Annotated in this window: 24 protein-coding genes; 13 read left to right on the top strand and 11 right to left on the bottom strand. The window is 67.2% G+C overall.

The window, feature by feature from the left end; translation table 11 throughout:
* Positions 1-112 precede the first annotated feature (112 nt).
* The 4 genes from ACFWUR_RS09360 (at position 113) to ACFWUR_RS09345 (ending at position 5432) form a co-directional block, all read left to right on the top strand.
* Positions 113-1039, top strand: a complete 927-nt coding sequence (locus ACFWUR_RS09360; RefSeq protein ID WP_378904426.1) for a hypothetical protein — start codon at positions 113-115, stop codon at positions 1037-1039.
* A 250-nt stretch (positions 1040-1289) separates the two neighbouring features.
* Positions 1290-2642, top strand: a complete 1353-nt coding sequence (locus tag ACFWUR_RS09355; RefSeq protein WP_378904423.1) for a wax ester/triacylglycerol synthase family O-acyltransferase — start codon at positions 1290-1292, stop codon at positions 2640-2642.
* A gap of 44 nt (positions 2643-2686) precedes the next feature.
* Positions 2687-3805, top strand: a complete 1119-nt coding sequence (locus tag ACFWUR_RS09350; RefSeq protein WP_378904420.1) for an NAD(P)H-dependent flavin oxidoreductase — start codon at positions 2687-2689, stop codon at positions 3803-3805.
* Between the two features lie 190 nt (positions 3806-3995).
* Positions 3996-5432, top strand: a complete 1437-nt coding sequence (locus ACFWUR_RS09345; RefSeq protein ID WP_378904417.1) for a threonine/serine exporter ThrE family protein — start codon at positions 3996-3998, stop codon at positions 5430-5432.
* Here ACFWUR_RS09345 and ACFWUR_RS09340 read toward each other — a convergent pair.
* A complete protein-coding gene (locus tag ACFWUR_RS09340; protein WP_378904414.1) occupies positions 5421-6194 on the bottom strand; it encodes a GntR family transcriptional regulator in 774 nt (257 codons plus the stop codon). The two genes, ACFWUR_RS09345 and ACFWUR_RS09340, sit on opposite strands and share 12 nt — an antisense overlap.
* 300 nt (positions 6195-6494) lie before the next feature.
* On the opposite strand from ACFWUR_RS09340, the gene ACFWUR_RS09335 reads away from it, so the two are divergent.
* Positions 6495-7319, top strand: a complete 825-nt coding sequence (locus tag ACFWUR_RS09335; protein ID WP_378904411.1) for a hypothetical protein — start codon at positions 6495-6497, stop codon at positions 7317-7319.
* A 151-nt stretch (positions 7320-7470) separates the two neighbouring features.
* Here the strand turns inward: ACFWUR_RS09335 and ACFWUR_RS09330 are convergent, their stop codons facing one another.
* Complete coding sequence (locus tag ACFWUR_RS09330) at positions 7471-9843, bottom strand: YbhN family protein (protein WP_378904408.1); 2373 nt, start codon at positions 9841-9843, stop codon at positions 7471-7473.
* A 162-nt stretch (positions 9844-10005) separates the two neighbouring features.
* Between ACFWUR_RS09330 and ACFWUR_RS09325 the strand changes: the two genes are divergently transcribed.
* A complete protein-coding gene (locus ACFWUR_RS09325) occupies positions 10006-10932 on the top strand; it encodes an NAD-dependent epimerase/dehydratase family protein (RefSeq protein ID WP_378904405.1) in 927 nt (308 codons plus the stop codon).
* 38 nt (positions 10933-10970) lie between these two features.
* Here ACFWUR_RS09325 and ACFWUR_RS09320 read toward each other — a convergent pair whose 3' ends face one another.
* From ACFWUR_RS09320 to ACFWUR_RS09305, 4 genes are all read right to left on the bottom strand, one after another.
* Complete coding sequence (locus tag ACFWUR_RS09320; RefSeq protein ID WP_378904402.1) at positions 10971-11912, bottom strand: MBL fold metallo-hydrolase; 942 nt, start codon at positions 11910-11912, stop codon at positions 10971-10973.
* Between the two features lie 91 nt (positions 11913-12003).
* On the bottom strand, positions 12004-12396 hold the full coding sequence (locus tag ACFWUR_RS09315) for an RNA-binding S4 domain-containing protein (protein WP_378904399.1): 393 nt from the start codon (positions 12394-12396) through the stop codon (positions 12004-12006).
* A gap of 55 nt (positions 12397-12451) precedes the next feature.
* Positions 12452-13018, bottom strand: coding sequence for a C40 family peptidase (locus ACFWUR_RS09310; protein WP_378904993.1), 567 nt, complete (start codon positions 13016-13018; stop codon positions 12452-12454).
* Positions 13019-13348: 330 nt separating this feature from the next.
* Complete coding sequence (locus ACFWUR_RS09305; RefSeq protein ID WP_378904396.1) at positions 13349-13612, bottom strand: hypothetical protein; 264 nt, start codon at positions 13610-13612, stop codon at positions 13349-13351.
* A gap of 108 nt (positions 13613-13720) precedes the next feature.
* Here ACFWUR_RS09305 and ACFWUR_RS09300 point away from each other — a divergent pair, with 108 nt between their 5' ends.
* The 3 genes from ACFWUR_RS09300 (at position 13721) to ACFWUR_RS09290 (ending at position 16596) form a co-directional block, all read left to right on the top strand.
* Positions 13721-14902 (top strand): AAA family ATPase, encoded by a 1182-nt coding sequence (locus tag ACFWUR_RS09300; protein ID WP_378904393.1) that lies wholly within the window; start codon positions 13721-13723, stop codon positions 14900-14902.
* Between the two features lie 262 nt (positions 14903-15164).
* On the top strand, positions 15165-16115 hold the full coding sequence (locus ACFWUR_RS09295; RefSeq protein WP_378904390.1) for an alpha/beta fold hydrolase: 951 nt from the start codon (positions 15165-15167) through the stop codon (positions 16113-16115).
* A 190-nt stretch (positions 16116-16305) separates the two neighbouring features.
* Entirely contained in the window at positions 16306-16596 is a 291-nt protein-coding gene (locus ACFWUR_RS09290; RefSeq protein WP_056824003.1) for a hypothetical protein, read from the top strand.
* Positions 16597-16672: 76 nt separating this feature from the next.
* Here the strand turns inward: ACFWUR_RS09290 and ACFWUR_RS09285 are convergent, their stop codons facing one another.
* On the bottom strand, positions 16673-17848 hold the full coding sequence (locus tag ACFWUR_RS09285) for an acetyl-CoA acetyltransferase (RefSeq protein ID WP_378904388.1): 1176 nt from the start codon (positions 17846-17848) through the stop codon (positions 16673-16675).
* A gap of 247 nt (positions 17849-18095) precedes the next feature.
* On the opposite strand from ACFWUR_RS09285, the gene ACFWUR_RS09280 reads away from it, so the two are divergent.
* The 3 genes from ACFWUR_RS09280 to ACFWUR_RS09270 are packed head-to-tail and all read left to right on the top strand — an operon-like array spanning position 18096 to position 21636.
* Positions 18096-18935, top strand: a complete 840-nt coding sequence (locus ACFWUR_RS09280; protein ID WP_378904990.1) for a hypothetical protein — start codon at positions 18096-18098, stop codon at positions 18933-18935.
* 29 nt (positions 18936-18964) lie between these two features.
* A complete protein-coding gene (locus tag ACFWUR_RS09275; protein ID WP_378904385.1) occupies positions 18965-20887 on the top strand; it encodes a fumarate reductase/succinate dehydrogenase flavoprotein subunit in 1923 nt (640 codons plus the stop codon).
* A 2-nt stretch (positions 20888-20889) separates the two neighbouring features.
* The gene (locus ACFWUR_RS09270; protein WP_378904382.1) at positions 20890-21636 is read left to right on the top strand and encodes a succinate dehydrogenase/fumarate reductase iron-sulfur subunit; all 747 of its coding nucleotides are present in this window, start codon (positions 20890-20892) and stop codon (positions 21634-21636) included.
* 321 nt (positions 21637-21957) lie between these two features.
* Here the strand turns inward: ACFWUR_RS09270 and ACFWUR_RS09265 are convergent, their stop codons facing one another.
* Genes ACFWUR_RS09265 through ACFWUR_RS09255 form a run of 3 tightly spaced genes read right to left on the bottom strand, consistent with a single transcriptional unit; the run spans position 21958 to position 23275 of the window.
* Positions 21958-22167, bottom strand: a complete 210-nt coding sequence (locus ACFWUR_RS09265; RefSeq protein ID WP_378904379.1) for a DUF397 domain-containing protein — start codon at positions 22165-22167, stop codon at positions 21958-21960.
* On the bottom strand, positions 22164-22364 hold the full coding sequence (locus tag ACFWUR_RS09260; RefSeq protein ID WP_378904376.1) for a DUF397 domain-containing protein: 201 nt from the start codon (positions 22362-22364) through the stop codon (positions 22164-22166). Before ACFWUR_RS09260 ends, ACFWUR_RS09265 begins: the two co-directional genes overlap by 4 nt.
* Positions 22361-23275, bottom strand: coding sequence for a helix-turn-helix domain-containing protein (locus ACFWUR_RS09255; protein ID WP_378904373.1), 915 nt, complete (start codon positions 23273-23275; stop codon positions 22361-22363). The genes ACFWUR_RS09260 and ACFWUR_RS09255 overlap by 4 nt, the downstream gene beginning before the upstream one ends.
* Positions 23276-23457: 182 nt before the next feature.
* Between ACFWUR_RS09255 and ACFWUR_RS09250 the strand changes: the two genes are divergently transcribed.
* A complete protein-coding gene (locus ACFWUR_RS09250; RefSeq protein WP_056824023.1) occupies positions 23458-23664 on the top strand; it encodes a hypothetical protein in 207 nt (68 codons plus the stop codon).
* Here ACFWUR_RS09250 and ACFWUR_RS09245 read toward each other — a convergent pair.
* The gene (locus ACFWUR_RS09245; protein WP_378904370.1) at positions 23661-24608 is read right to left on the bottom strand and encodes a DNA-3-methyladenine glycosylase family protein; all 948 of its coding nucleotides are present in this window, start codon (positions 24606-24608) and stop codon (positions 23661-23663) included. The genes ACFWUR_RS09250 and ACFWUR_RS09245 overlap by 4 nt on opposite strands.
* Positions 24609-24627: the final 19 nt, after the last annotated feature.

The raw sequence follows: 24627 nt of genomic DNA, 5'->3' as shown, positions 1-24627 counted from the left end.
AGTGTCGCGAGCCGGTTTCCCGCACGGGTTTCGGGCCCGAACTGACACGCGACATCGATACCAACGCGCCGATCATGGTGACTGTTGCCGACACCGGTGCAATGATCGCTTGGTGACTCAGTGGCTCCCTCTCCTCGGATCGCTCCCTGTCGCCGGCGCAGTTCTGGTCGGCGTCATCGCCAACAACCGAACCCACCGTGAGGGAATCACGGCCGCCGACGAACGCGGCAGGCAGGCACTCGACGCCGCGCAGCGCAACGTCGAGCTGTCGAATATGGTGGGTGACCAGCGCGATCACGAAGCCTGGCGCCGCGAAGCGGTACTCGCCGCGGTCGCGTCGATCCTGGAGACCTCGGCCTCGGTACGGGCCGATCTGACCACCTGCGGCGAGTGGGATCTGGTCACGGCCGACGAAATCGACAGTGCCGGAGCGCAGATCCACAATGTGATCTGGGATCGCCCCGGCGGCATGCTGACTCGCTTGCGGGTGGTGGCGCATCGCCGGATTCCCAACAAGTGCGAGGACCTGCTGCGCACCCTCACCGTCGCCCAGCACATCACGATGCAGCGACTGAAGCTGCACATCGACGTGGAGGCCACCGTCGAGGAGCTCGAGGAGATGGCGTCGCTGTGGCAGAAGGCGATGCGCCACGCCGCCGAGCAGGAGCGGGCGCTGGTCGAGACCACGCGCATCGAACTCGGTATCGAGATCGCCACCAAAGGCACTGGGGTAGAGCCTGTTCCGGTACCGCAGCCGCCGGTTGCCGAAACCCGCACCGAAGAAGCGGAATTCGAGGAGGCGACCCAGGCGCCGCCCGCGGAGCCGGAGCCGGAGCCGTCGCCCGAGCCGCAACAGTCCGAGCCGCAACAGTCCGAGCCGCAACCGTCCGACCCGCAGCAGTCCGACCCGCGGCAGTCCGAGCCGCAACCGTCCGACCCGCAGCAGTCCGTCGAAACGCAGCGTGTGACCGAGACACCACGGGAAGACGATCCGCGCGACGCTGTCGACCCACGCGAAGCGCAGACCGTGAAGGTCTGACATTCGACAGAACAACCAGGTCGGAATACCTTTTTCCGAGACGCACACGGGATCTTCCCGCACCCTGTTCCGCGAGTCGAGCATCCCCCGGGACACCATGGAGTTCGCGATGGTCTGGGGCGAACAGCTGACGCGGCACCCTACAGGCGGGTAACGTGGAAATACGGCACGCAGGGGTGCCGTACCCGACAGCGTGGTCGATCGTCTGAAGACTTTGTACCGAACCACTCTCGTCAGGGGGCGATCTCTTATGGATTTCATCGCGCCGTTGGATGCGCTGTTCTTGCTCGCGGAATCTCGCGAGCACCCGATGCACGTCGGCTCACTGCAGCTTTTCGAACCGCCCGAAGACGCCGGGCCCGAATATCTGCGCGAGTTCCGCGAAACCTTGTTGGCCGACAAGACCGTTCGGCCGACTTTCAGCAAGCGGCCCGCCACCTGGCTGGGCGCACCGCAGATGGCGTGGACCCAGGACGACGACGTCGACCTGGACTACCACGTCCAGCACAGCGCCCTGCCCGGGCCGGGACATATCGACCAGCTGCTCGACCACGCGTCGGCGTTGCACAGCGGCCTGCTCGACCGGCACCGCCCGATGTGGGAGCTGCACTTCGTCGAGGGCCTGGCCGACGGGCGCTTCGCGCTCTATTCGAAGATGCACCACGCACTGGTAGACGGTGTTTCGGCCCAGCGCCTCATGCGCCGCACGCTGACCACCGATCCGTTCGCCACCGAGCTCATGCGCCCGTGGAATCTGCCGCGCAAGCTCGGCCCGGCCCGCCCCGGCAAATCCCGGCTCGGTGGGCTGATCGATACCGTCACCTCGGCGCGCTCGTCGACCACCGCGCTGGTCAAGGCCACCCGCACCGGCCTGCTGCAACAGCAGCTCACCCTGCCGTTCGAGGCGCCGCGCACGCCGTTCAATGTGCCGATCGGTGGGGCGCGCAAGTGCGCGGTGCGCACCTGGTCGCTGGACCGGGTCAAGCAGGTGAAGAAGGCGACGGGCGCCACCGTCAACGATGTGGTGCTGGCGATGTCGGCGGGCGCGCTGCGGTCCTACCTGTTGGAGCGCAATGCCTTACCGGACAAGCCGATGATCGCGCTGGTGCCGATGTCGTTGCGCGAGGAAGACGACGTCGACAGCCAGGGCGTGAAAGTCGCGGCGCTGCTGTGCAATCTGGGCACCGATGTCGCCGATCCGCTGGAACGGCTCCGGGTGGTGAGCGAATCGACGCGCCGCAACAAGGAGGTGTACAGCTCGCTCTCGCCGACCCAGACGCTGGCGATGGCCGCGGTGATGCTGAGCCCGCTGGCGGCGATGCTGCTGCCCGGGTTCGCCTCGGTGGCGACGCCGCCGTTCAATATCGTCATCTCGAATGTGCCCGGGGCGAACGAGTCGCTGTACTGGAACGGCGCGCGCCTCGATGCCACCTACCCGCTGTCGATCCCGCTCGACGGACAGGCCGTGAACATCACGCTCACCTCCAGCGGCGACAACCTCGATTTCGGACTGGTCGGCTGCCGCCGCACGCTGCCCGACCTGCACCGACTGCTCGATCACCTCGAGGACTCACTGGCCGCGCTGGAGGATGCCGCGCTGTAGAAATTAACCGTTCTCGACCAAACTAGAACGTGTTACAGTTCGGTATGCGTACCGAATTCTGCGAACAGCTCGGCATCGAGTTCCCCCTCTTCGCCTTCACCCACTGCCGCGACGTCGTGGCGGCAGTGAGCAACGCGGGCGGGTTGGGGGTGCTCGGCGCGGTCGGCTTCACCGCCGAACAGCTCGAGGTGGAGCTGGCCTGGCTCGATGAACACGTCACCGGGATCTACGGCGTCGACCTGGTGATCCCGTCGAAATACGAGGGCAAGGGCGTCGACGGACTCTCCCCCGAGCAGTTGGAAAAGCAACTGGCTCAGATGGTTCCGCAGGGCCATCGCGATTTCGCCCAGCAGATCCTCACCGATCACAACGTGCCCGCGCTGCCCGACGGCGAGCACCACAACGAACTGCTCGGCTGGACCGCGACCACCGCGGGTCCGCAGGTCGATGTCATCCTGAACCACCCCAAGGCCAAGCTGGTGGCCAACGCGCTCGGCACCCCGCCCGAGGATGTGGTCAAGCGCATCCAGGATTCCGGCCGGGTGATCGGCGCGCTGTGCGGTTCGGTCAAGCACGCGATGAACCACAAGGCGGCAGGCCTCGACTTCGTGGTGTGCCAGGGCACCGAGGGCGGCGGGCACTGCGGCGAGGTGTCCTCGCTGGTGCTGTGGCCGCAGGTGATCGACGCGATCGGCGATACGCCGGTGTTGGCCGCCGGTGGCATCGGCAACGGCGCGCAGGTCGCGGCGGCGCTGGCGATGGGCGCCGCGGGCGCGTGGACCGGGTCGCTGTGGCTCACCGTCGAGGAGGCCAACGTGCCGCCCGCGCAGATGGACACTTACCTCGAGGCGAGCAGCCACGACACCATCCGCTCGCGGTCCTGGACCGGCAAGCCGTGCCGCATGCTGCGCAACGACTGGACCGACGCCTGGGAATCCACCGAGACCCCCGACCCGCTGCCGATGCCGTTGCAGATGATGGTCGCCCTCGACGGCGTCAAACGCGGACACCGTTACCCCGAGGCCGCCAAGGACGTGAACTTCAACCCGGTCGGCCAGGTGGTCGGCATGATGAACAAGGTCGAACGCAGCGCCGACGTGATCAACCGGCTCGTCGAGGAGTACGTCACCGCCTACGATCGCCTCACCGAACTCAACCGCTGACCCGAGGCATTCGCTCGGTGACCGGCCGATAGCTGTCGGTCGCGCCCGGTCCCCCGCACTCCCCGGCCTTCACCGCGCCCCTCCTCATCGCAGCTGCCCTAGACTCGGCATATCTCACCAGCGATGCGGGAGGGTGTGCGGCGGCGCGCACCGCCCGCGGCCTTGCCCAACGGTTGCGGACGGCGGTGACATGGCTTCGGAGGACTACGCGAGCAAGACCTGGAAGGTGGCCAGGACCGGGGTCACCCACGCCATCGCCATGATCCGCGAGGAATACGCGAAGGCCCCGCCCCGGCCCACCGGGCACGGACCCGTCGACCCGCCCGTGCCCGCCGATCTGCTGAATCTGCTGTGCCGTATCGGTGTAGCGCTGGTCGGCGCGGGCGAGACGTCCGCCCGGGTGCAGGTGATCCTCGACCGGCTGTCGCGGCGCTACGGCACCGACAACATCCACTTCATGGTGTTGCCCACCGCGGTGTTCGTCCGCGTGCGCACCGACGAGAGCTCCGCGGTCGACATGCTCGATGCCCGCGTCGGCACCCTGCCGCTGGACCAGATCGACGGCCTCTATCGGCTCATCGACCAGATCGAGCAGGACGCGCCGCCGCCGAGCCTGGCATCGAAGGATCTCGACAAGATCCTGACCCAGAAGCCCGGAAGTCCGCCATGGCTGATCCTGCTCGGGCAGGTTGTGCTGACCGTCGGCGTCGGCATGATGCTCAATCCGGGCGCGCGGGCGTTGGTCGGCTACGTAGTGCTCGGCCTGGTCGTCGGCGTGCTGACCCAGCTCGCCGACAAGGTGAAGCTGCTGTCGATGGCGTTGCCGGTGGTCGCGTCGGCGGTGGTCGCGATGCTGGCGTACGGCTTTTCCGGCGCGCTCGCCGGTGGGCAGCCACAGCAGTTGTTGATACCGGCGGTGGCGACGCTGCTGCCCGGCGCGATGCTCACCAACGGCACCATCGAACTGGCCACCGGGTCGATGGTGGCAGGCGCCAGCCGCGTCGTTTACGGCATCAACATGCTGTTCCTGCTCGCATTGGGCTCGTATGTGGGGATCAGTGTGCTCGGCCCGCTGTCGGATCCACCGGTGAGCACTGCCCAATTGGGGTGGTGGGCACCGCTGGTCGGGGTGCTGCTGATCGGCTACGGGCATTCGTGGCGGTCGAGCGCGCCCCAGAACACGGTGGGCTGGCTCTTGCTCGTCCTCTACATCACCTATGCGGCCCAGGTCCTCGGCAAGCATGTGTCCGGCCCGCTGACCGGCACATTCCTCGGCGGGCTCGTAGCCGTGAACGCGGCGTACCTGATCCAGAGCCGCAAGCACGCGCCGCCGACGCAGGTGGCGTTCCTGCCCGCCTTCTGGATGCTGGTGCCCGGCGGAATCAGCCTCACCGGCATCTCCGACCTGGTCACGCACTCCATGTCGGGTGTCTCGAGCGGCGGGCTGGAGGTGCTGGTGTCGGCACTGCTCTCGGTGATGGCGATCGCGCTCGGCGTGATGGTCGGATCGGGCCTGGCGACGGCGCATCCGCCGCGGGTCAGCGCGATCGTCGGCACGGTCGTGCCACGTCATCTGCCGTGGCATCGCGCCGCGAACGCGACGAACAAGCCCGACTCAGACAGCTGAACTCAGCGGCACGGTATGGACCGGTGTCTCGCCGACGAGTTGGCCGAAGCGGGCGATCACCTTCTCGTGATAGAGCGCGAACAGGTCCTCGAACAGCGCCAGTTGCGCGTCGCTCGGGGCGGATTCGGCGTCCCACACCGCGAGCAGCGCCCGCCAGACGAGCACATGCAGGTCGGCGGCGACGGCGAAGTAGGCGGCGACCGCCTCGGGCACCTCGACGACCATATCCGCGATCGAATTCAGTACCGCGCGTTGCATACTCATGTCGAGCACGCCGAGCAGCTTGCGCACCAGCGCGATCTCCGCGGTGATGATGCGCGCGTGGTCGGGCACGGCGTGGCGCGCCATCGCCTCCAGTTCGTCGACGTCGGCGGAGAGTTCGGCCGGATCGAGCACCTTTTTCCCGGCGGTGTAGGCGAGCAGTGCCTCGCCCACGATGCCGCGCTCCACCTCGACGATGTCGGTGAACATCTCGGCGGCGACCGCGGGCGCGGTGATCGAGAACCGGAACAGGTGCCGGTAGACGTCCATGCCACCCTCGACGCGGACATCGCGGATGGTGAATCCCTTGCCTCGTCGGGCCTCGACGAATCCGTAGGACTCGAGCCGGCCGAGGATGAGCTGGGCGGTGGCGCGATTCATCCCGAACTCGTCGGCGACCTGGCGTACCGACGGCATCAACTCGCCGGGCCGGTACTCGCCGGTGGCCACCCGGCGTGCCAACTCGTCGGCGACGTCGGCGACCACCGTCCGGGATCCCATCGAAGAAACACCTCTCGGTCATGATCCGACTACGTCCCAGACAGTTTAGGCGGTGGGCCCCGCCCCCGCACGCCCCTGCTTTCGCTGTGGGGCGGTTCACGACGCACGGCTGTTCATCCCGAGCAACCAACCGAACAGCCCGTTCAGCAAGCATTGGGCAATTCGGCAGTAGCCGACCTGCGCGTACCGCGACCGGCGGAAATATCACCGGGCAACGCGCGCACCTGGATCAGACAGCACTGCGCGACACCGTGCTTGAATACGCGGGCAACGGGGCGGCTGAACATCTCGGGAGGAATTGTGCGAACCACGCGACTCGCCACGAGCGCGGTTGCCGCGCTCGCCGTGATCGCAGGCTTGTCGGGCTGCGGCAAGGACGGCGAAGACCACTCGGCCCACACGTCGAGCACCACCCCCGCACCCACGACGGCCGCCGCGACCAGCACCGCGACGAAGCTGACCGGCAGCTCGGCCGCGCCCCTGCCGCCGCCGAGCCCCACGCATCCACCCCAGCCCGCCCTCCAGGACGTGAACTGCGGACCGGTCACCGGCGGCAACGGCGCTTCCGCCGATGTCATCGTGTTCGCCTCCGCCGCGGGCCGGGCAGGCTGTACCGAGGCGATCACCGTCGTCTCCGACTACCTGGGCGCCGCGCGCACCGGTGACGCCGCCGCCGTCGACGGCTGGCTGTGCCAACCCCAGCCCGACAGTTCCGTGCCGCACATCTGCGTCGACCAGGGCCTGACCATCGGCCTGCGAGGCAACGCCGCACCGGCCACACCCCCACCGCCCGCACCCAGCCCGGTCCGCACGGTCAACCCGACCGTGCCCCCGGTCACCACCACCAGCAGCGTCCCGCCCGTCCCGCCCCCGGTCGTGGACGACGTGAACTGCGGACCGGTCACCGACGCGGGCGGCGCCACCCGCACCGTGATCGCGATCGGCACCGCCGACGGGCGCCCCGGCTGCACCGAGGCGATCAACGTGGCCACCGCCTACGTCACCACGATCGCCCCCTCGGATTCGGTCGTCGTCGAAGGCTGGCAGTGCAACTCCCAGCCCGATGCCCAAGTCCCCCAGGTGTGCTCGAAGGACGGCCTCGTGATCGCACTACGAGCCGGCTGACCAACCGACCCGGTCGAGTACACCCGAAGTCTCGTCTTCGCGGCCCGCCCGATTCTGGACTGACCGAAGGGTGCGACGAAGGAGTACCCGTAGGGAGGGAAGAATCGGGGCCCGAAGGGCCGCGACTCGAGCGCGCCAGCGCTCCAGAAATTCAGATCATGTCCTTCTTGTCGAGCCAGCGCATGACCGGCCAGCCCAACGCGACCGGTATCCAACAGGTCAGCACGCGGTAGAGCAGTACCGCGGGGACCGCGATCTCGGCCGGAACGCCGAAGGCGGCCAGACCACCGATCAGCGCGGCCTCGACCGCGCCGACGCCACCGGGTGTCGGCGCGGCCGAGGCCAGCGTGCCGCCGATCATGGTGACGATGGTGACGGCCACGAAATCGGTGCCACCGCCGAAGGCTTCCACGCTCGTCCACAGCGCCAGCGCCTGGCCGAGGGTGATCGCACCGCAGCCACCGACGATGACCACGAAACGCTTCGGGTCCTTCGCGAGGTCGGCGAGTTCGCCCAGCACTTCCTTCACCTGCGGGCGCACCGAATGATTCACCCAGCGACGCAGAGTCGGCACGAACATGAACGCGCCGATCAGCCCGACACCGACGCCCGCGGCCAGATACAGCACCGTCGCGTCGGGCACGATGTGAGCCAGGTTGCTCGACGTGCCGGCCACCACGCTGAACGTCACGAGCAGCACCAGGTGGGTGAGCACCTGCATCGACTGCTGCATCGCCACCGCGGCGGTCGCGCGCAGCGTCGACATGCCCGCCTTCTGCAGGAACCGCACACTCAGCGCCAACCCGCCGACGCCGGCGGGGGTGGTCGTGGCCACGAAGGTGTTGGCCAGCTGCTCCACGACCAGATAGCGGATCTTGATCAGCCCGTCGGCGCAGGCGCCGAGCGCGGCGGCGGCACCGAGATAGGTCAACCCCGACACGGCCAGACCCGCGAGCGCCCACCACCAATTCAGCGTGCGCAGCTGACTGAAGAATGTCGGCACCTGGCTGAAGAACGGGTACGCCACATAGACCAGCGCGACCAGCAGCACGAGCTGAATGAGTTGGTTGCGCGTGAAGCGCGTGATCTGAGTGGACTGGATGCGGTCGTGGCCGGTTTGCCTGCGCACCTCCTCGCGGGCGGTAGCCATCACCTTGGTCCACTGCGGCAACGACTTTCGGATGCCGATCGACATAGACGATTTCGTCAGGCGCCTGGCCGCGTAGGCGACCTTGTCCTCGCCGAGCACCTCGATCGCCGTCGAGACCGCCTCGTGTTTGCCGTAGAGCGAGGTCGAGGTCACCAGTAGCTGGGCGATATCGGTCTGGCGTTGGGCTTCGGCGGCGCCGAATTCGGCGGCGGCGAAACCACCGAACAGGGTGTCGCCCTGGCTGACTCGCACGAAATCGGGTTGCAGATCGCCGAGGCTGATCTGGTTCGCGTGCAGGCGCAGCAGCGAACGCCACACCCCGGGCAGTACCTGTGCCGACAACGACGCGATCTGCGTACCGCGAGGCATGGTGTGCGCGTACAACATCCAGCCACGGCTCAGACCTGCCACCGCGACCTGATGACTGTCGGCCATCCCGAGATCACCGATCGCGATGCCGAGCAGCGCCCGATGTTCCACCGCCCGGTGCATCGACCCGTGCAGTGGCGCGGTCTCGCTGGAACGGAACGTGATCCAGCGCCATACCTGCCGGATCGCGCCGAAGCTGCGCTGGTTCTTGCCGTACAGCTCGACGACGATCTCGTCTTCGGGCCCGTCGACCTCGGTGGCGAGCAGCAGCGGTCCGCGCCCGGCAGGCCGGTCGACCCGAAAGGCTTTCACGGTGTAACCGCGCCCCGCGAGCACTCGAACCGCGCCGTCGAGTGGCACCTCGAGCGCCGGCGTGCCGACGAGCCAGACGATCACCGCGCCGACCAGCCAGCCGACGACCAGGCCGAGCATCGCCCGCGCGGGCACCACCGAACTCACCACCAGGTGGATGGGCGCGAACATCAACAGCAGAAACCACATCCAGCGCCGCGGTCGCACCGGCAGCCATGGGCTCGACACGGTGAGCATGGCCGCGAGCATCGCGATCCAGCGCGGGTCGTCGAGGAATTGCGACAGGAAGGTATCGAAGCGGTCCGGGACCGGCAGGTGCCATTTCGGCGTGGAGATGCCCGCGCCGGTGATCGACAGGGCGAGCGCGGCGAGCAGGCCCGCCGCCGCGTACCCGGCGAGCAGCTTCCACTGCCTGCGCAGCACGAGTTCGATGAAGATGGCGAACGGCAGTGCCAGGATGAGCATCCCGTAGATCAGGTACACCATGGTCGACTGGTCCCGGCTGAGGAACCCGACGATATTGGCGACCGAGCGTTCCAGCGCCAGCCACTCCGGTCGGGTGATCAGCGAGCCCGCGACCACCACGGCAACGCCAAGCCCAGCCAGCACCACCCGGACGATGTCACTGGTACGCCGGATCAGCGGTTGCAGGAGTTTTCCCGTGACCGGGATCTCCCGACCGTCGACTCGCATGAGCCGCACGATACACACCGACACGCCGCGGACAGGCCGTGACATGACCCAATCGGTACGGTCGTTCCCCGGTGGCGTGAGGCCGATCACAGGGCGTCACAAAGACAGGCTGTACCCCGTCCAGAGAGTAGGTGAACACCTACTCGACCGGAAGGAACGACCATGCAGGTTCTGCTCGCCGGCGCCACCGGGGCCATCGGCCGCCCGCTGATCCGCGCGTTGATCGCGAACGGGCATACGGTCTCGGCGCTCGTGCGCACCCCGAGTTCGCACTCGATCGCACGCGAGCTCGGCGCCACCCCGCTCACCGCCGATGTGCTCGACCGCGACGCCCTGCTGCGCGCTGTCGACGGCACCCGTGCCGACGCCGTGATCCATCAGACCACCGCCTTGCGCGAGGTGAAGGTAGCGCGCCGAATTCCGGCCGACGACCCGACCGGGCTGCTGCGGACGGTGGGCACAGCCAACCTGCTCGGTGCCGCGGAGGTGGTCGGCGCCCGGCGGTTTCTCACCCAATCGCTGATCCTCGGCTACGGGTACCACGACCATGGCGACCGGCTCGTCACCGAGCGCGATCGGTTCGGGGTCTTCGACGGTGGGGTGGCCGACGAGGTGGTTCGCGCGTGCGTTTCGGGCGAGCGCCAGGTGTTCGACGCGTCCGGTGTCGATGCCATCGCGTTGCGGTACGGGCTGTTCTACGGTCCCGGCGCGTTCAGCGATCTGTTCGCGGACATGATGCGCAAGCACAGGCCGGTCGGACCGTGGGGCGCCGGCGGTGTCAACACCTGGGTCCACGTCGATGACGCGGCCGCCGCGACTGTCGCCGCACTCGAACGCGGTATACCCGGTCGCGCCTACAACATCGCCGACGACAACCCGATCACCTGGCAGGAGTTCTTCGCGCAGGTGTCCCGCAGTCGGCGCACCCCGCGCCCGATCCGTTTGCCCGCGTGGATGATCCGGCTGGCTGTCCCCTATATCGGCGCGCTCATGTCCGACACCTCGATGCGCATCTCGAGCCGGCTCGCACAGGACGAATTAGCTTGGCGCCCCAGGTATTCCAGTGTCGCCGCCGGTCTGGCGGGCTGACCTTCCGATCGGATGCCACGCCGATCGGCGGCCGAAGATCATGGGGCCACGCGCGCGATGACCGCGGCACGGTCGTGGCCGGGAATCACTTCGATATCGGCGGGCAGGGCGTGCAGGCGGTGGATGGCCTCGAAGGCCAGGTCGCGGTCGGCGTCGAGTAGTTCGCCCACGAGCGGGGCCTTTTCGCGCAGGAGGTCGATCTGCAAGGTGCTCCAGACCGCGTCGCCCGCGAGCAGGACGCGGGAGCCGTCGTCGACGGCGAGGAGGATGCCCACGCTGCCCGGGGTATGGCCGGACAGGTCCACGATCAGGACGGACCCGTCACCGAAGAGGTCGTGGCTGCGGGCGAAGGTGAGAACCGGCGGTCCGTCGAGTTCGTAGAGGTCGAAGGTGCGCCCGCGCAAGGGCCCCCGGGCGACGCCGAGCGGTGCGTGCGAACCGCCCATGGCCCAGCGGTATTCGACGCTGGGCACCCGGATCGGAACCAGGCCGGGTATTTCGTACAGCCCGGCGACGTGGTCCCAGTGCAGATGCGTCGGCAGCACGAAGTCGATGTCGTTACCGGTGAGATCGTGAGCGGCCAGCACCTCGCTCAACCCCCGCACCGGGCTGTCGGGGCCGACCACCAGCGGCACCGGGAACGGCAGCTCGGGCAGGACCCGCTGGTGCACGCCCGCACAGATCGCCGGGTCGACCAGGAACGTGGCGTCCGGGTGGCGGATCAGGAACGTCGACATGGTCAGCCGCGTTGACCGCAGCGTCCGCACCCCCTCGGCGACGATCGCCGTCGGCGCGGACAGATCGGCCTGCACGAGGGCGGTCAGGCCCACGGTGTTGTGCGCGGGTGGGACGGGCGCGACCTCGAGTCCGTCCAGGAATGCGGTGTCGGCACCGCGCGGCCAGAGCAACCGCGGCCCCGTCGCGACGACAGCGACACAGCAGGCGAGAACAGTCGATAACATCGTCGTGCGCTCACCCATACGTGCCACCGTAGGCGATCGCCCACACCCCGACCACCGGGCCACGTCGAGCCACTGCCGCGCGCGGCTAACGCCCGACAACATTCAGGGTCTAGTCGGTGCGGCCCATCAGCCGATCTGTTTCGCGCCGTTCGCGTTTCGTCGGCCGACCCGCACCACGCTCGCGCTGCGGCAGGGTGGCCAGCACTTCCTTCGGAGGCGGCGGCGGGCTGCGGTCGATCAGACACTGGGCGGCGACCGGCGGGCCGACCCGCTTGTGAATGATCCGCTCGACGATCACGATCCGCTCGACGCCCGCGTGCCGGATCCTGATCTCGTCACCGGGGCGGACGGTCAGCGCCGGTTTCGCTGCTACCCCGTTGACGCGCACATGCCCGGCGCGGCAAGCTTCTGCCGCGACCGAGCGTGTTTTGAACAGGCGCACCGCCCAGGTCCACGCGTCGACGCGAGCCTGGGTGTCGGAGCGCTGCTGCGCTGGAGTCATCGGGCGCTACCGCGCCGAGTCATCGAGCGAGCGCTACCGCGTGGGGGGTCACCCCTTAGACGATACGGCGAGCCGTGACGACGTCGTCGGCGCTGAGTTGGGTGTAGGACACCGGGGTGCCCGACTGCACGGCGTTGAGGAGCTGACCGTTGCCCGCGTAGATACCGACGTGGCCACCACCGTTGGTGATGACGATGTCACCGGCCTGCAGGTTGTCGAACGAGACGGGAGCGCCGACATGCGACTGCTCGAAGCTGGTGCGCGGCAGTTCGACACCGGCCTGGCGGTATGCCCACTGCACGAGACCGGAGCAGTCGAAGCTCGACGGACCGGCGGCGCCCCAGTTGTACTGCGCGCCCACCTTGGCGCGAGCGGCGTCGAGGGCGATGTTGCCCGCGGACTGCTGTTGCTGCTGCTGGAAGGGGTTTTCGAAGTTCACGCTCGGGAGCTGCGGTGCGGCCTGACCCTGGGGGGCGACCATTGCCTGCAGCTGCTTCTCGACCTGCTGTGCCGGCTGCTCGAGCTCTGGCGGCAGATCGAAGTTACCGAGACCGGGGATGTTGATCGTGGCAGCCTGCGAAATCGCGGGCATCGCACCGGTTGTAGCGGCCACCGCGCCCATGACAAGGGCGCCCTTGACGGAATTCGGCAGACGAGAATCCCGCTGCAAGCTGTGTTTACCCACCGAGACGAGTCTCCGATCTTGCTACTCTCCCGCCGCTTCATCGCGAATCGCTTGGCGATGAGGACTATTCGACGGTGACCCAATGGCGCCGCTTCTCTGACGAACCGACAGACTCCACTAAGTCACGAGAAGATTACGGCCTGTGATGAGCGCTGTCCAGCGAAGCACGCAAGTTGTTTTCCACCGACCGGAAAAGCCCAGAACAAGGGCCCCGTCACCGGCGTGTCGGCGCGAGTAACGATTTCATCGTCGCCGCCGCGCGGTCTGTTACCGATCGCGCAGCGCGCGCTCGAGTTCGTCGATGCGGGTGCGGGCATCGGCCAGGTCGACCTCGAGCCTGCCCAGCATGATCACCAGTGGTCCGATCGCGAGGTCGGCGAGCGCCTCCGGGGGCAGTTCGCCATAGCCTTGCTCGAACGTCGCCTCGAGCGTCGCCAGCAGGTTGCGCCGGACCGTGTCGGCCAGATGCGCCCCCTGGGGCAGCGGCCAAGCGGCGACTATTTCGGCAGCGGACATCGGTTGCTCGGACATCGCCCTCCATCTCGGATCCACGGACAGTCTGGTGTTCGCTAGCAGTATCTAGGACACAGCCCAGAGTTACCGAGATTCTCCCGTGCGGACGCGCTACGGTTATCCGGCATGGACCCCGTGCGCAATCCGTATGCACCCGGCGCCGGCCAGCGTCCGCCCGAATTGGCCGGGCGCGACAAACAACTCGCGGCCTTCGACATCGTGCTCGAGCGCATCGCCCGCGGTCGGCCGGAACGCAGCGTGATGCTCACCGGCCTGCGTGGTGTCGGCAAGACCGTGCTGCTCAACCAACTTCGCTCCGCCGCCGTCTCACGCGGCTGGGGAACGGGCAAGATCGAGGCCCGGCCCGACCAGGATCTGCGCAGACCGCTGTCCTCGGCACTGCACATGGCGGTGCGCGCGATCGCGATGTCGCACCGCAATCCAGAGCACGTCGACGATTTCCTCGGCATCCTCAAGGCCTTCGCACTGCGCGCCACCGCGGACAAGGGCATGCGCGAACGCTGGCAGCCGGGCATCGATGTGCCCGCGGTGACCGGCCGCGCCGACTCGGGCGATATCGAGATCGATCTGATCGAGCTGTTCAGGGAGGCGGCGGCCCTCGCCGCCGATATCGGTGTGGGCATCGGCATTTTCATCGACGAAATGCAAGACCTCGGCCCCGCCGACGTCTCGGCCATCTGCGGTGCCTGCCACGAGCTGAGCCAGGACGGCGCCCCGCTGATCGTCGTCGGCGCGGGCCTGCCCCATCTGCCCGCGGTGCTGTCCGCCTCGAAAAGCTACTCGGAGCGACTTTTCAGTTATCACCGCATCGACCGCCTCGACCGCGAGTCAGCCGACCTCGCCCTCATCGCGCCCGCCGAGCGCGAGGATGTGAAGTTCACCGAATCCGCGCTCGATTCGCTCTACCGAAGAGCCGACGGCTACCCGTATTTCGTCCAGGCCTACGGCAAGGCCGCCTGGGATCAGGCACCCGAGAGTCCGATCACCGCGCAGGACGTCGCGGTGGCCTCGCCCGCCGCCGAGGAGGAGCTGGCGGTCGGCTTCTTCGGCTCCCGCTACGAACGCGCGACCCCCGCCGAACGCGAGTACATGCGCGCGATGGCCGACCTGGCGGGCGACGACGCCCCGGTCGCCACGTCGGCCGTCGCCGCCGAGCTGGGCCGCAAGCCCGCCTCGGTATCCCCCGCGCGCGACGGCCTGATCAAGAAGGGTCTCATCTACTCGGCCGAACGCGGCACCATCGGTTTCACCGTCCCGCACTTCGGCCGCTATCTGCGGAGCGTATGAATTTCTTCCACTCTCTAGGGCTCCATCTAGAGAGCCGCAGAATTTCCTCCTCGACACCACTCGACCAGAATCTACAAAGTTCTAGCACAAGCACTAGATTAGGGAATATTTTCCTGGGTAACGGTGCAAACCTGCCCGGGATCGTTTGCGCATCGGGTGCGTAACGCGAGGGTTGAGCAGCTAACACGCTGGAAACCTTCTCCGAAACACCAGCAGGAACGCCCTTTCCGGGGGCATCCCGCCGGAGACGGAGGAGGCTGCAATGTCGAAGACCTTCCCTATCACCGACACCGATGGTCGCCGCTGCACCGTGGTCGCCGACGACGGCGTTCCGATCGCGGTCCGCGGTTTCGGCGCCGCCGACGCGGCCCTGACCGTCGTCTTCGTCCACGGCCACTGCCTGCACACCGAATACTGGGCTTTCCTGCGCGAACACCTGCTGCGGGACTGGGGTGCCGACACCCGCATGGTCTTCTACGACCACCGCGGCCACGGCGAATCCGGGCACGCACACCACGCCACCTACACGATCGACCAACTCGCCACCGATCTCGACGCGGTGCTGCGCGCCGTGGCGCCGACCGGTCCCGTGGTCCTGGTCGGCCATTCGATGGGCGCGATGGTGGTGCTGGCCTATGCCCGCCTCTACCCGGCGGCCATCGGTCACCGGGTCGCCGGGATCGGCCTGATCGCCGGCGCCGCGGGCGGCATCACCGAAGTCGGCCTCGGCAGGCTGCTCAATCGGCACGCCGTCGCCTCGCTGCAACACGCCGTCGTACACGCGCCCCGGGTGATGCAGGCCTCGAAGCGCCTCTCCCGCTGGATGTTCGGGCCGCTGATCCGCGAGGCGAGCACCGGCACCCGGCGCCTGAATCCCCGTGTCGCGGCCATCGCCACCGCCGTGCTCAACGAGACCGCACTGCTCACCATGTCGGGCTTTCTGACCTCGTTGCTCGACTTCGACGAGGCGCTCACCCTGCCCCGCTTCGGCGATCTCCCCGCCCTGGTGTTGGCGGGCTCGGCCGACCTCATGATGCCGTTCGCGCACTCGGTGGTGCTGGCCTCGCAGCTGGCGGGCGCCGAGTTGGTGCGGATCGAGGGCGCCGGTCACAGCGTTGTCCTCGACTGCGCCGAGGAGGTGGCCCGCTCCCTCACCGCGCTGGTCGATCGAGCGAGCGCCGGTGTCCGCGCCCGCTACGCCGTGGCGGGGTGAGGCAACAGTTATCCGACGGCAATCCTGTGATCGCCGACAACTTCGGGCGTAAACCGAAAAGTTCCGTTATTGTGGTGGAGATCACGTTGTGTGGTGAGTCACACGGCTCGGTGCAGCGCGGCCCGGGGCTTCTCGGGCGTACCCGTGATCCGGCGAGTCGGTATGCCCGCCATATACACAGGAGGTAACGATGACACGCAGCGATATCGCGGAACTGCGCTACGCGGTCGGCCAACTCCGGCAATCGATCGGTGCACTGCGTTCCAACTACGGCGACGCGGCCACCATCCGCCGTCTGGAGAACGATCTCGAGCGGCTCGTCATCGACGCCGAGGACTTCGAGCAGGCACCCCCGCCGGAATTGGCAGTCCCCCGCAGGTCGGAGCCGATCTACGTCCCCGACAGCAAGTCCGACGAAGCGGCATGGATGGGCGCCCAGGACGAAGGTCTGGGCTTCCACTCCCGCCCCAGAACAAAGTAGAACCTGATCACCGGCGCGGCGGCCCTGTCAACAGGGTCGCCGCGCCGACCCGTTCCCGGTCCGGCCCGATTCGCGCTCAAGCCCGGTGTCGACCGAACCTGCGCGCCCGCGACCCATGGAACCGAGCCCCTCGTGGCACTTCGACCAGCTCGTCCGCCTCGGCGGATTCGAACAGGGCCGCGATCCCGTGGTCGTGGCCGAGGGCGATGGCCTCGAGTCCGTAGCGGCCACCGGTACGGCCGAGTTCGTGCAGCATCGTCGTCATGATCCGCAGTCCCGTGGCGCCGACCGGATGGCCGAGGGCGATGTCGGAGCCGTTCACGTTCAGGCGATCCAGGGGGTCCAGTTCCCATTCGGTGGCGAGCGCGAGCACCTCGACCGCATAGCCCTCGTTGATCTCCAGCAGGTCGATCTCGTCGAGGGCGCACCCGGTGCGGCCGAGCAGCTTCGACACCGCGGGCGCCGCCCCGAGACCGGGCCCGTCACTGTCACATCCGGCCGCGGCCCACCCCGCGAGGAAAGCCATCGGGGTCAAACCCAGCTCGCCGAGTCGATCCTCGGCCACGACCAGGCACGCGGACGCCCCGAGTCGGTGCGCACTCATGTTCCCGACCGTCACCACACCGTCGGCGAGCAGCGGACGCAAGCCGGCCAGGGTGTGCGTCGACAAGTCGTCGCGCACACCTTCGTCGCGGGTGATCTGGTGATCGCCGTACCCGGCGGCCACCCCGACCACCTCGGCCGCGAACGCACCCTGCCGCCAGGCGCGGGCGGCCTTGCGATGACTGGCCACCGCGAACTCATCGGCGGCATTGCGGTCGATCCCGTAGTAGTAGGCCAGCCGCTCGGCGTTGTGCAATCCCGCGGTCCCACCGGGTAGCCCCGGATGGGTCGTCGCGCATTCCACCCCGCCCGCGACCACCACATCGGCGGCGCCGGTCTGCACCATCATCGCCGCGGTGATCACCGCCTGCAGGCCGCTGCCCCCGTGTTTGTCGGTCACGAAACCGGGGACCGCGAACGGCAATCCGGCTCCGCGGGCGGCGAGCGAGCCCACCGCGGGTACGTCGGAGAGGCCACCGTCGATACAGGCCATCGCCACGTCGTCGATGCGTAGCGGGTCGATCCCCGAGCGCTCGATCACGGCGGACAACACCGTGGTCGCCAGCCATTCGGCCGGCATACCCGACAGCGCCCCACCCTCGACGCCACTGGGCGTGCGAACAGGTGCCACGATCGCGGCTCTTCTCATTGGGCGTCACGCTCCTCTCCCCGGTCCGGGGATTACCTGTCACAGGGCACCACAGGTTTGTTGCACGGGCGTGACGGGTCGTCACCGCCGTCACGGCTGTGATCGAGATCACCGGCATGTAGGGCGACCGAGTGGGTGAGACCCACCGCGAGCGGCTCGAACACAGGCGTATGGTGCTCCACATCACAATCCATCGCGGTGGGTAATGATCACTACCGCAGACCCGAAGATCAGCGAGGCATCCACCGTGAGTGCCGCACCGACCGCCTCCCCCGCTTCGCACTCCGCGGGGACCGGCGTCTTCAGCAGAACGCGTGCCCGTATCTCCGCGCGCACCCTCCGCACCGACCGCTGGTGGCTACCACCACTGTTCACCGCGCTCGGGCTCGGCGCCTTCGTCGTCTACGCGACGATCAGATCCTTTGCGCGCACGGCCTATTGGGTGCCGGAGTTCCACTATCTGACCCCGTTCTATTCGCCGTGTCTGAGCGACTCGTGCGTACCGGGATCGTCGCACTTCGGTACCCCGTTCCCCGAGCTCCCGATGTGGATCCCGCTGGGTTTCGTGGTCCTGCCGTTCCTGCTCGGCTTCCGGCTGACCTGTTACTACTACCGCAAGGCCTACTACCGCTCGGTGTGGCTCTCCCCGCCCGCCTGCGCGGTGGCCGAGCCGCACGCGCGCTACACGGGCGAGTCGCGGTTGCCGTTGATCATCCAGAACTCACACCGCTACTTCTTCTACGTGGCGTTGGTGGTGTCGCTGATCAACACCTACGACGCGATCACCGCCTTCCACGGCAGCGGTGGCGGTTTCGGTTTCGGCCTCGGCAATATCGTCCTGCTGGTCAACGTGACCCTGCTGTGGGCCTACACCCTGTCGTGTCACTCGTGCAGGCACATCGCGGGCGGACGTCTCAAGAATTTCTCCGCCCACCCGGTGCGGTACTGGTACTGGACCCAGATCTCCAAGCTCAACACCCGCCACATGGCGCTGGCCTGGACCACTCTCGGCACCCTCGCGCTCACCGACTTCTACGTGATGTTGGTTGCGAGCGAGACCATTTCGGACCTGCGGTTCGTCAACTAGCCGCGACAACGCGAGGAGCTTGTATTTCAATGCCAGACGTGGAACGGCACGACTACGACGTCGTGGTGATCGGGGCGGGCGGCGCGGGTCTGCGAGCCGTGATCGAGGCACGCGAACAAGGGCTTTCGGTGGCGGTGGTGTGTAAGTCGTTGTTCGGCAAGGCACATACCGTGATGGCCGAGGGCGGCTGCGCGGCGTCGATGGGCAATGCCAACGACAAGGACAACTGGCAGACGCACTTCAAAGACACCATGCGCGGCGGCAAGTTCCTCAACAACTGGCGCATGGCCGAACTGCATGCCCAGGAGGCGCCCGATCGAGTGTGGGAGCTGGAAACCTATGGGGCGCTGTTCGATCGAACACCCGATGGCCGCATCAGCCAGCGCAATTTCGGCGGCCACACCTACCCTCGCCTCGCGCACGTCGGCGACCGGACCGGCCTCGAACTGATCCGCACGATGCAGCAGAAGATCGTCTCGTTGCAGCAGGAGGACTACGCGCAGACCGGCGACTACGAGGCCAGGATCAAGGTCTTCGCCGAATGCACCGTCACCGAATTGCTCACCGACGCGGGCGCTGTTGCCGGCGCGTTCGGCTACTGGCGTGAATCCGGTGGCTTCGTGCTGTTCAAGGCGCCGGCGATCGTGCTGGCCACCGGCGGAATCGGCAAGTCCTACACGGTGACGTCGAACTCCTGGGAGTACACCGGCGACGGCCACGCACTGGCACTGCGTTCGGGCGCGACGCTGATCAATATGGAGTTCCTCCAGTTCCATCCCACCGGCATGGTCTGGCCGCCGAGTGTGAAGGGCATCCTGGTCACCGAGGGTGTGCGCGGCGACGGTGGCGTGTTGAAGAACTCCGACGGCAAGCGGTTCATGTTCGACTACATCCCGCCGGTGTTCAAGGGCCAGTACGCCGAAACCGAGGAAGAGGCCGATCAGTGGTTGCGCGACAACGATTCCGCGCGCCGCACCCCCGACCTACTCCCCCGTGACGAGGTGGCCAGGGCGATCAACGAGGAGGTCAAGGCGGGCCGTGGCACCGAGCACGGCGGCGTGTACCTCGATATCGCCTCCCGCATGCCCGCCGAGGAAATCGTGCGCAGGCTGCCGTCGATGCACCATCAGTTCAAGGAACTGGCCGATGTCGACATCACGGCCGAACCGATGGAGGTCGGCCCCACCTGCCACTACGTGATGGGCGGGATCGAGGTGGATCCCGATACCGGCGCGGCGGTCGTGCCCGGATTGTTCGCCGCCGGTGAGTGTTCCGGCGGTATGCACGGCTCGAACCGGCTCGGCGGGAACTCACTGTCGGACCTGCTGGTGTTCGGCCGCCGGGCCGGGCTCGGCGCGTCGGCGTATGTCCAGCAGCTGACCGACAAGCCGACACCGACCGAGGACGACGTCGAGGCCGCCACGAAAACCGCTCTCGCACTGTTCGATCCGCCCACCGGCGGCACCGCGGAGAACCCCTATACCCTGCACGCCGAGCTCCAGCAGACGATGAACGACCTGGTCGGCATCATCCGCAAGGAGCACGAGGTGCGTGCGGCGATCGACAAACTGAACGAGCTGCGCGCCCGCTACGCCAACGTACGGGTGGAGGGCAAGCGAGCGTTCAACCCCGGCTGGCACCTGGCCCTCGACCTGGCCAACATGCTGATCGTGAGCGAATGTGTGGCCCGGGCAGCGCTGTTGCGCACGGAGAGCCGTGGCGGCCATACCCGCGACGATCATCCCGGCATGAACCCGGACTGGCGCAACACGCTGCTGGTGTGCGCGGTCGACGCGGCCTCCGAATCCCGGATTCCCGACGTCACCGTCACACCGGCCGATCAGACGCCGATGCGCGCGGACCTACTCGCCCTGTTCGAACTGAGCGAGCTCGAAAAGTACTACACCGAGCAAGAATTGGCTGCGCACCCGGCAGCCGAGGGAAAGGCGTAACCATGGGATACGACGCCCGGTTCCGGGTCTGGCGTGGCGACATCGACGGCGGCAGCCTCGAGGACTACACGGTGGCGGTGAACGAAGGCGAAGTGGTGCTCGACATCATCCACCGCCTGCAGGCCACCCAGACTCCCGACCTCGCCGTGCGCTGGAATTGCAAAGCGGGCAAGTGTGGTTCGTGTTCGGCGGAGGTGAACGGGCGTCCGCGACTGCTGTGCATGACGCGGATGTCGACGTTCACACCGGAGGAAGTCATCACCGTCACCCCGATGCGAGCCTTCCCGATCATCAAGGATCTGGTCACCGATGTCTCGTTCAACTACGAGAAAGCAAGGGAGATACCGTCGTTCACGCCTCCGGCGGGCCTCGCGCCCGGCGACTACCGGATGAAGCAGGTCGACGTGGAGCGCTCGCAGGAGTTCCGCAAATGTATCGAGTGCTTCCTGTGCCAGGACACCTGCCACGTGGTGCGTGATCACGAGGAGAACAAGCCGAGCTTCGCGGGCCCGCGCTATCTCATGCGGATCGCCGAGTTGGAAATGCATCCCCTCGACACCCACGATCGGCGCGAAATGGCCCAGGAGGAAGCAGGTTTGGGCTACTGCAATATCACCAAGTGCTGCAGCGATGTGTGCCCCGAGCACATCAAGATCACCGACAACGCGCTGATTCCGCTGAAAGAACGGGTCGTGGATCGTAGATACGACCCGATTGTCTGGCTCGGCAACAAGTTGTTCAGGCGGTAGGAACTGTTGACGCTGCGGGGTGCGAAACCCCGCAGCGACAGCGGTCTATAAGACAGCTACAGTCCCCACAGCGACTAATCCGACCAGTAATCCGATGAACAGCGCCGACAGCAAGGAACTGGTGAGTACGTAGATTCCGATCGCCGATACCGCGAACAGCAGGATCACGATCAGGCGTTCCACCCCGTCCTCAGGCGCTAGCCTCCGGTACCGGGGTGGCATTTTCTTCAACCCTCGGTCCATATACCCCGGTTACCCGTTCCGACACCGCAGCAAACCTCGGCCTATGCCGAAAATCTATCGTTCTGTGATCTGGCGTGATCAGGGACGATCGAACTCGCCGTCGTGCACGCCGGCTGTGAACGCGGTCCATTCACTCGGGGTGAAGATCAGCACCGGACCGTCGGGATTCTTGCTGTCACGCAGGGCGACGTACCCCTCGGCCAGCATGGCGACCTCCACGCTGCCTTCGGCGGCACCCGCGCGCAGCCAGGTGGCCCCCGAGGTGTCGATGTCGCGCTTGATGTTCACGCGAAGACGCCGGTGTCGATGCCGCGGGTGAAGGCATCCCAGCTCGCGCCGTCGAAGACGAGGGCGGGGCCGGCGGGATTCTTGCTGTCGCGCACCCCGACGTGCCCACCGAACAGAAAAGCGACTTCGACACAATCCTTGCCCGCGCCACTGCGGGTGCTCTTGAACCAATGTGCGTCGACGAGATCGAAACTCATGCCACATACTCCTTCGCGACCTGCCGCAGCAGGTGTCTACTAGGTTGGATATCCAGCGCATGACGCTGGAGGCATTCGTGAGCCCGGTCGTACCTTCGAACATCCGCGCGTCGTTCCAGGTAGAGATCGCCGGTAAAGCCTTCGGCGTACACCACCGGTGGTTCGACCGGTTGCCCCTTGCTGTCGGTACCGAACTCGAGAACCGTGAAAGGCCCGGTAGAGACTCCGAGTGGAACACCGGCGGCAAACGGCAGGATGCGCAATGCCACATTACTTCGGGTACTCGCGTCGGCGAGGTGTCGCAACTGCGCAGCCATCACCTTTGCATCACCGACGATGCTACGCAATACCGATTCGTGCAGAACCACATCGATCTCGGCGGGCGAGTGCTTACGCGTGATCAATGCCTGGCGTTGCAGCCGTAGCGCGACCCGCCGATCGAGCTCGTCGACCGAATCCTGGGGAAAACCCAAATGATTCAGTGCCCGTGCGTATTCCGCGGTCTGCAACAGGCCGGGGATCAGCTCGGACTGAAAGGCGCGCAACCGGTGCGCCGATGCCTCCAAACCCACATAGATATCGAAGTTCTCCGGAATCAGATCGCCGTAGGCGTGCCACCAACTCTTCACCGCGGCCTGCTGAGCGAGCCCGGTGAGTCCGTCGGTGAGATGGTCGGGAATGCCGTAGATCCGGCACAGTTCGTGGATGTCGATGGTCCGAATACGGTCGGCCTGGCCTTTTTCCAGGCGCTGCAGGGTGCTGGCGCCCCACTCCATCAGCCGGGCGGCCTCGGCGATGGTGAGTCCGGCCTGGGTGCGCCAATCACGCAGGTAGCGCCCGAGTTGGCGGCGCGGCAGAGTCGAGGAAACACCGGCCTGCCCGCCTGTTCCGTTCGATGGGTTCGATGCCACAGCCCCACTCCTTCGGTGTCGCGCACCGTCACCCGCTCCGAGCCCCGCGGTGACGGTGGAATTCGTCCACTGTGGGGAATCCTGCACTCCCCGTTGGATGTTGTGCTGGGAATTCGTGGTAAATCCCGTTTGTCGCGCGTGTACTCACCGTTAGCCGGGTATTTGCGTGCTGTGCTGTTGGCATGCAATTGAGCGAAGTGAACATGCGCGTCGCCACAGCACTGCTGAGTTGCTCCACCGACCCGGGCCCGATGGAACCCGAACAAGCCCATGCCGCAATGCAATTGCACCTCGACTGCACGGTCGAGGAGTGCCGGGTGCGCAGGCGGGCGCGCAACACCCTCGTCGAAGCGGGCCGCTGCGTGCTGGACGCGCGCGCGACGCGTTAGTGGTGTCGGTGGTCGGTGATCGGGTCGCGCGGGCCGAACTTCGGTTTGCGCGCCTGCCCGCTCAGTCCCAGCAGTCGCACCGCGCGGTAGCGGTGGGGTTGTAGCGGTCGCAGGTAGTCGATCATCGCCTCGTCGTCGATCGGGTGGCCGAGCAGGCTCCAGCCGACCACGGCGGCGAGGTGGTAGTCGCCCACCGAGAGGGCATCGGCGTCGCCGAAGGCGCGTTGAGCGGTCTCGGCCACCGTCCAGACGCCGATGCCGGGCAGGCTGCGCAGACGGCGCGCGGCCTCGATCGGGTCGAGTGCAGCGGTGCGTTCGATCGAATCGGCGACTCTGGCGGCGCGCACGATGGTCTGCGCGCGCTGCGGACCGACATTGGCTCGGTGATACTTCCACGACGGGATCAGTCGCCAGGTCTCGGCGTCCGGGGCCACCATCAGCCCGGCCGGGGCCGGGCCAGGCGCCTTCGTGCCGAATTCGCGCACCAGCGTGCGCCACGCCGCGAACGAGGACCTCGTGTGCACCTTCTGTTCGAGGACGGCGGGAACCAGCGACTCCATCACCAGGCCCGTCCTCAGCATCCGCAGGCCCGGGACCCTGCGATGGGCTTCGACCAGCTTGGGGTGTTCGGGGCGGAAGTCGTCGAGGTCTTCCTCGAGGCAGAGCATGCGATCGAGGCCGGCCAGGAATTCCTCGGCGCCCGGACCCCAGGCGCGCGCGATGGCGCCGTCGCGCCCGTCCTGGGTCAGGCGGTAGGTGACCACACCGGTGGGCAGGCGCGAGGCGTGCCAGTGGGCGCCGTCGAGGCCGACATGGTGGCAGGGGTCGCCGCCGCCGCGGCGCAGGGGTGAGACGGTGATGCCGACGTCGAAGGGTCTGCTCGACCGGACGGTCCTGGACAGACCGGCCGAGGCCAGGTCCGGGTCCAGGGTCTGGTCACGCATTCGACCATTGTGCGCCTGT

Source organism: Nocardia sp. NPDC058633, assembly GCF_042717045.1.
In the GTDB taxonomy this organism is placed as follows: Bacteria; Actinomycetota; Actinomycetes; order Mycobacteriales; family Mycobacteriaceae; genus Nocardia.
The sequence above is the reverse complement of the archived record's forward strand: the minus strand, read 5'-3'. Positions and strand labels throughout refer to the sequence as shown.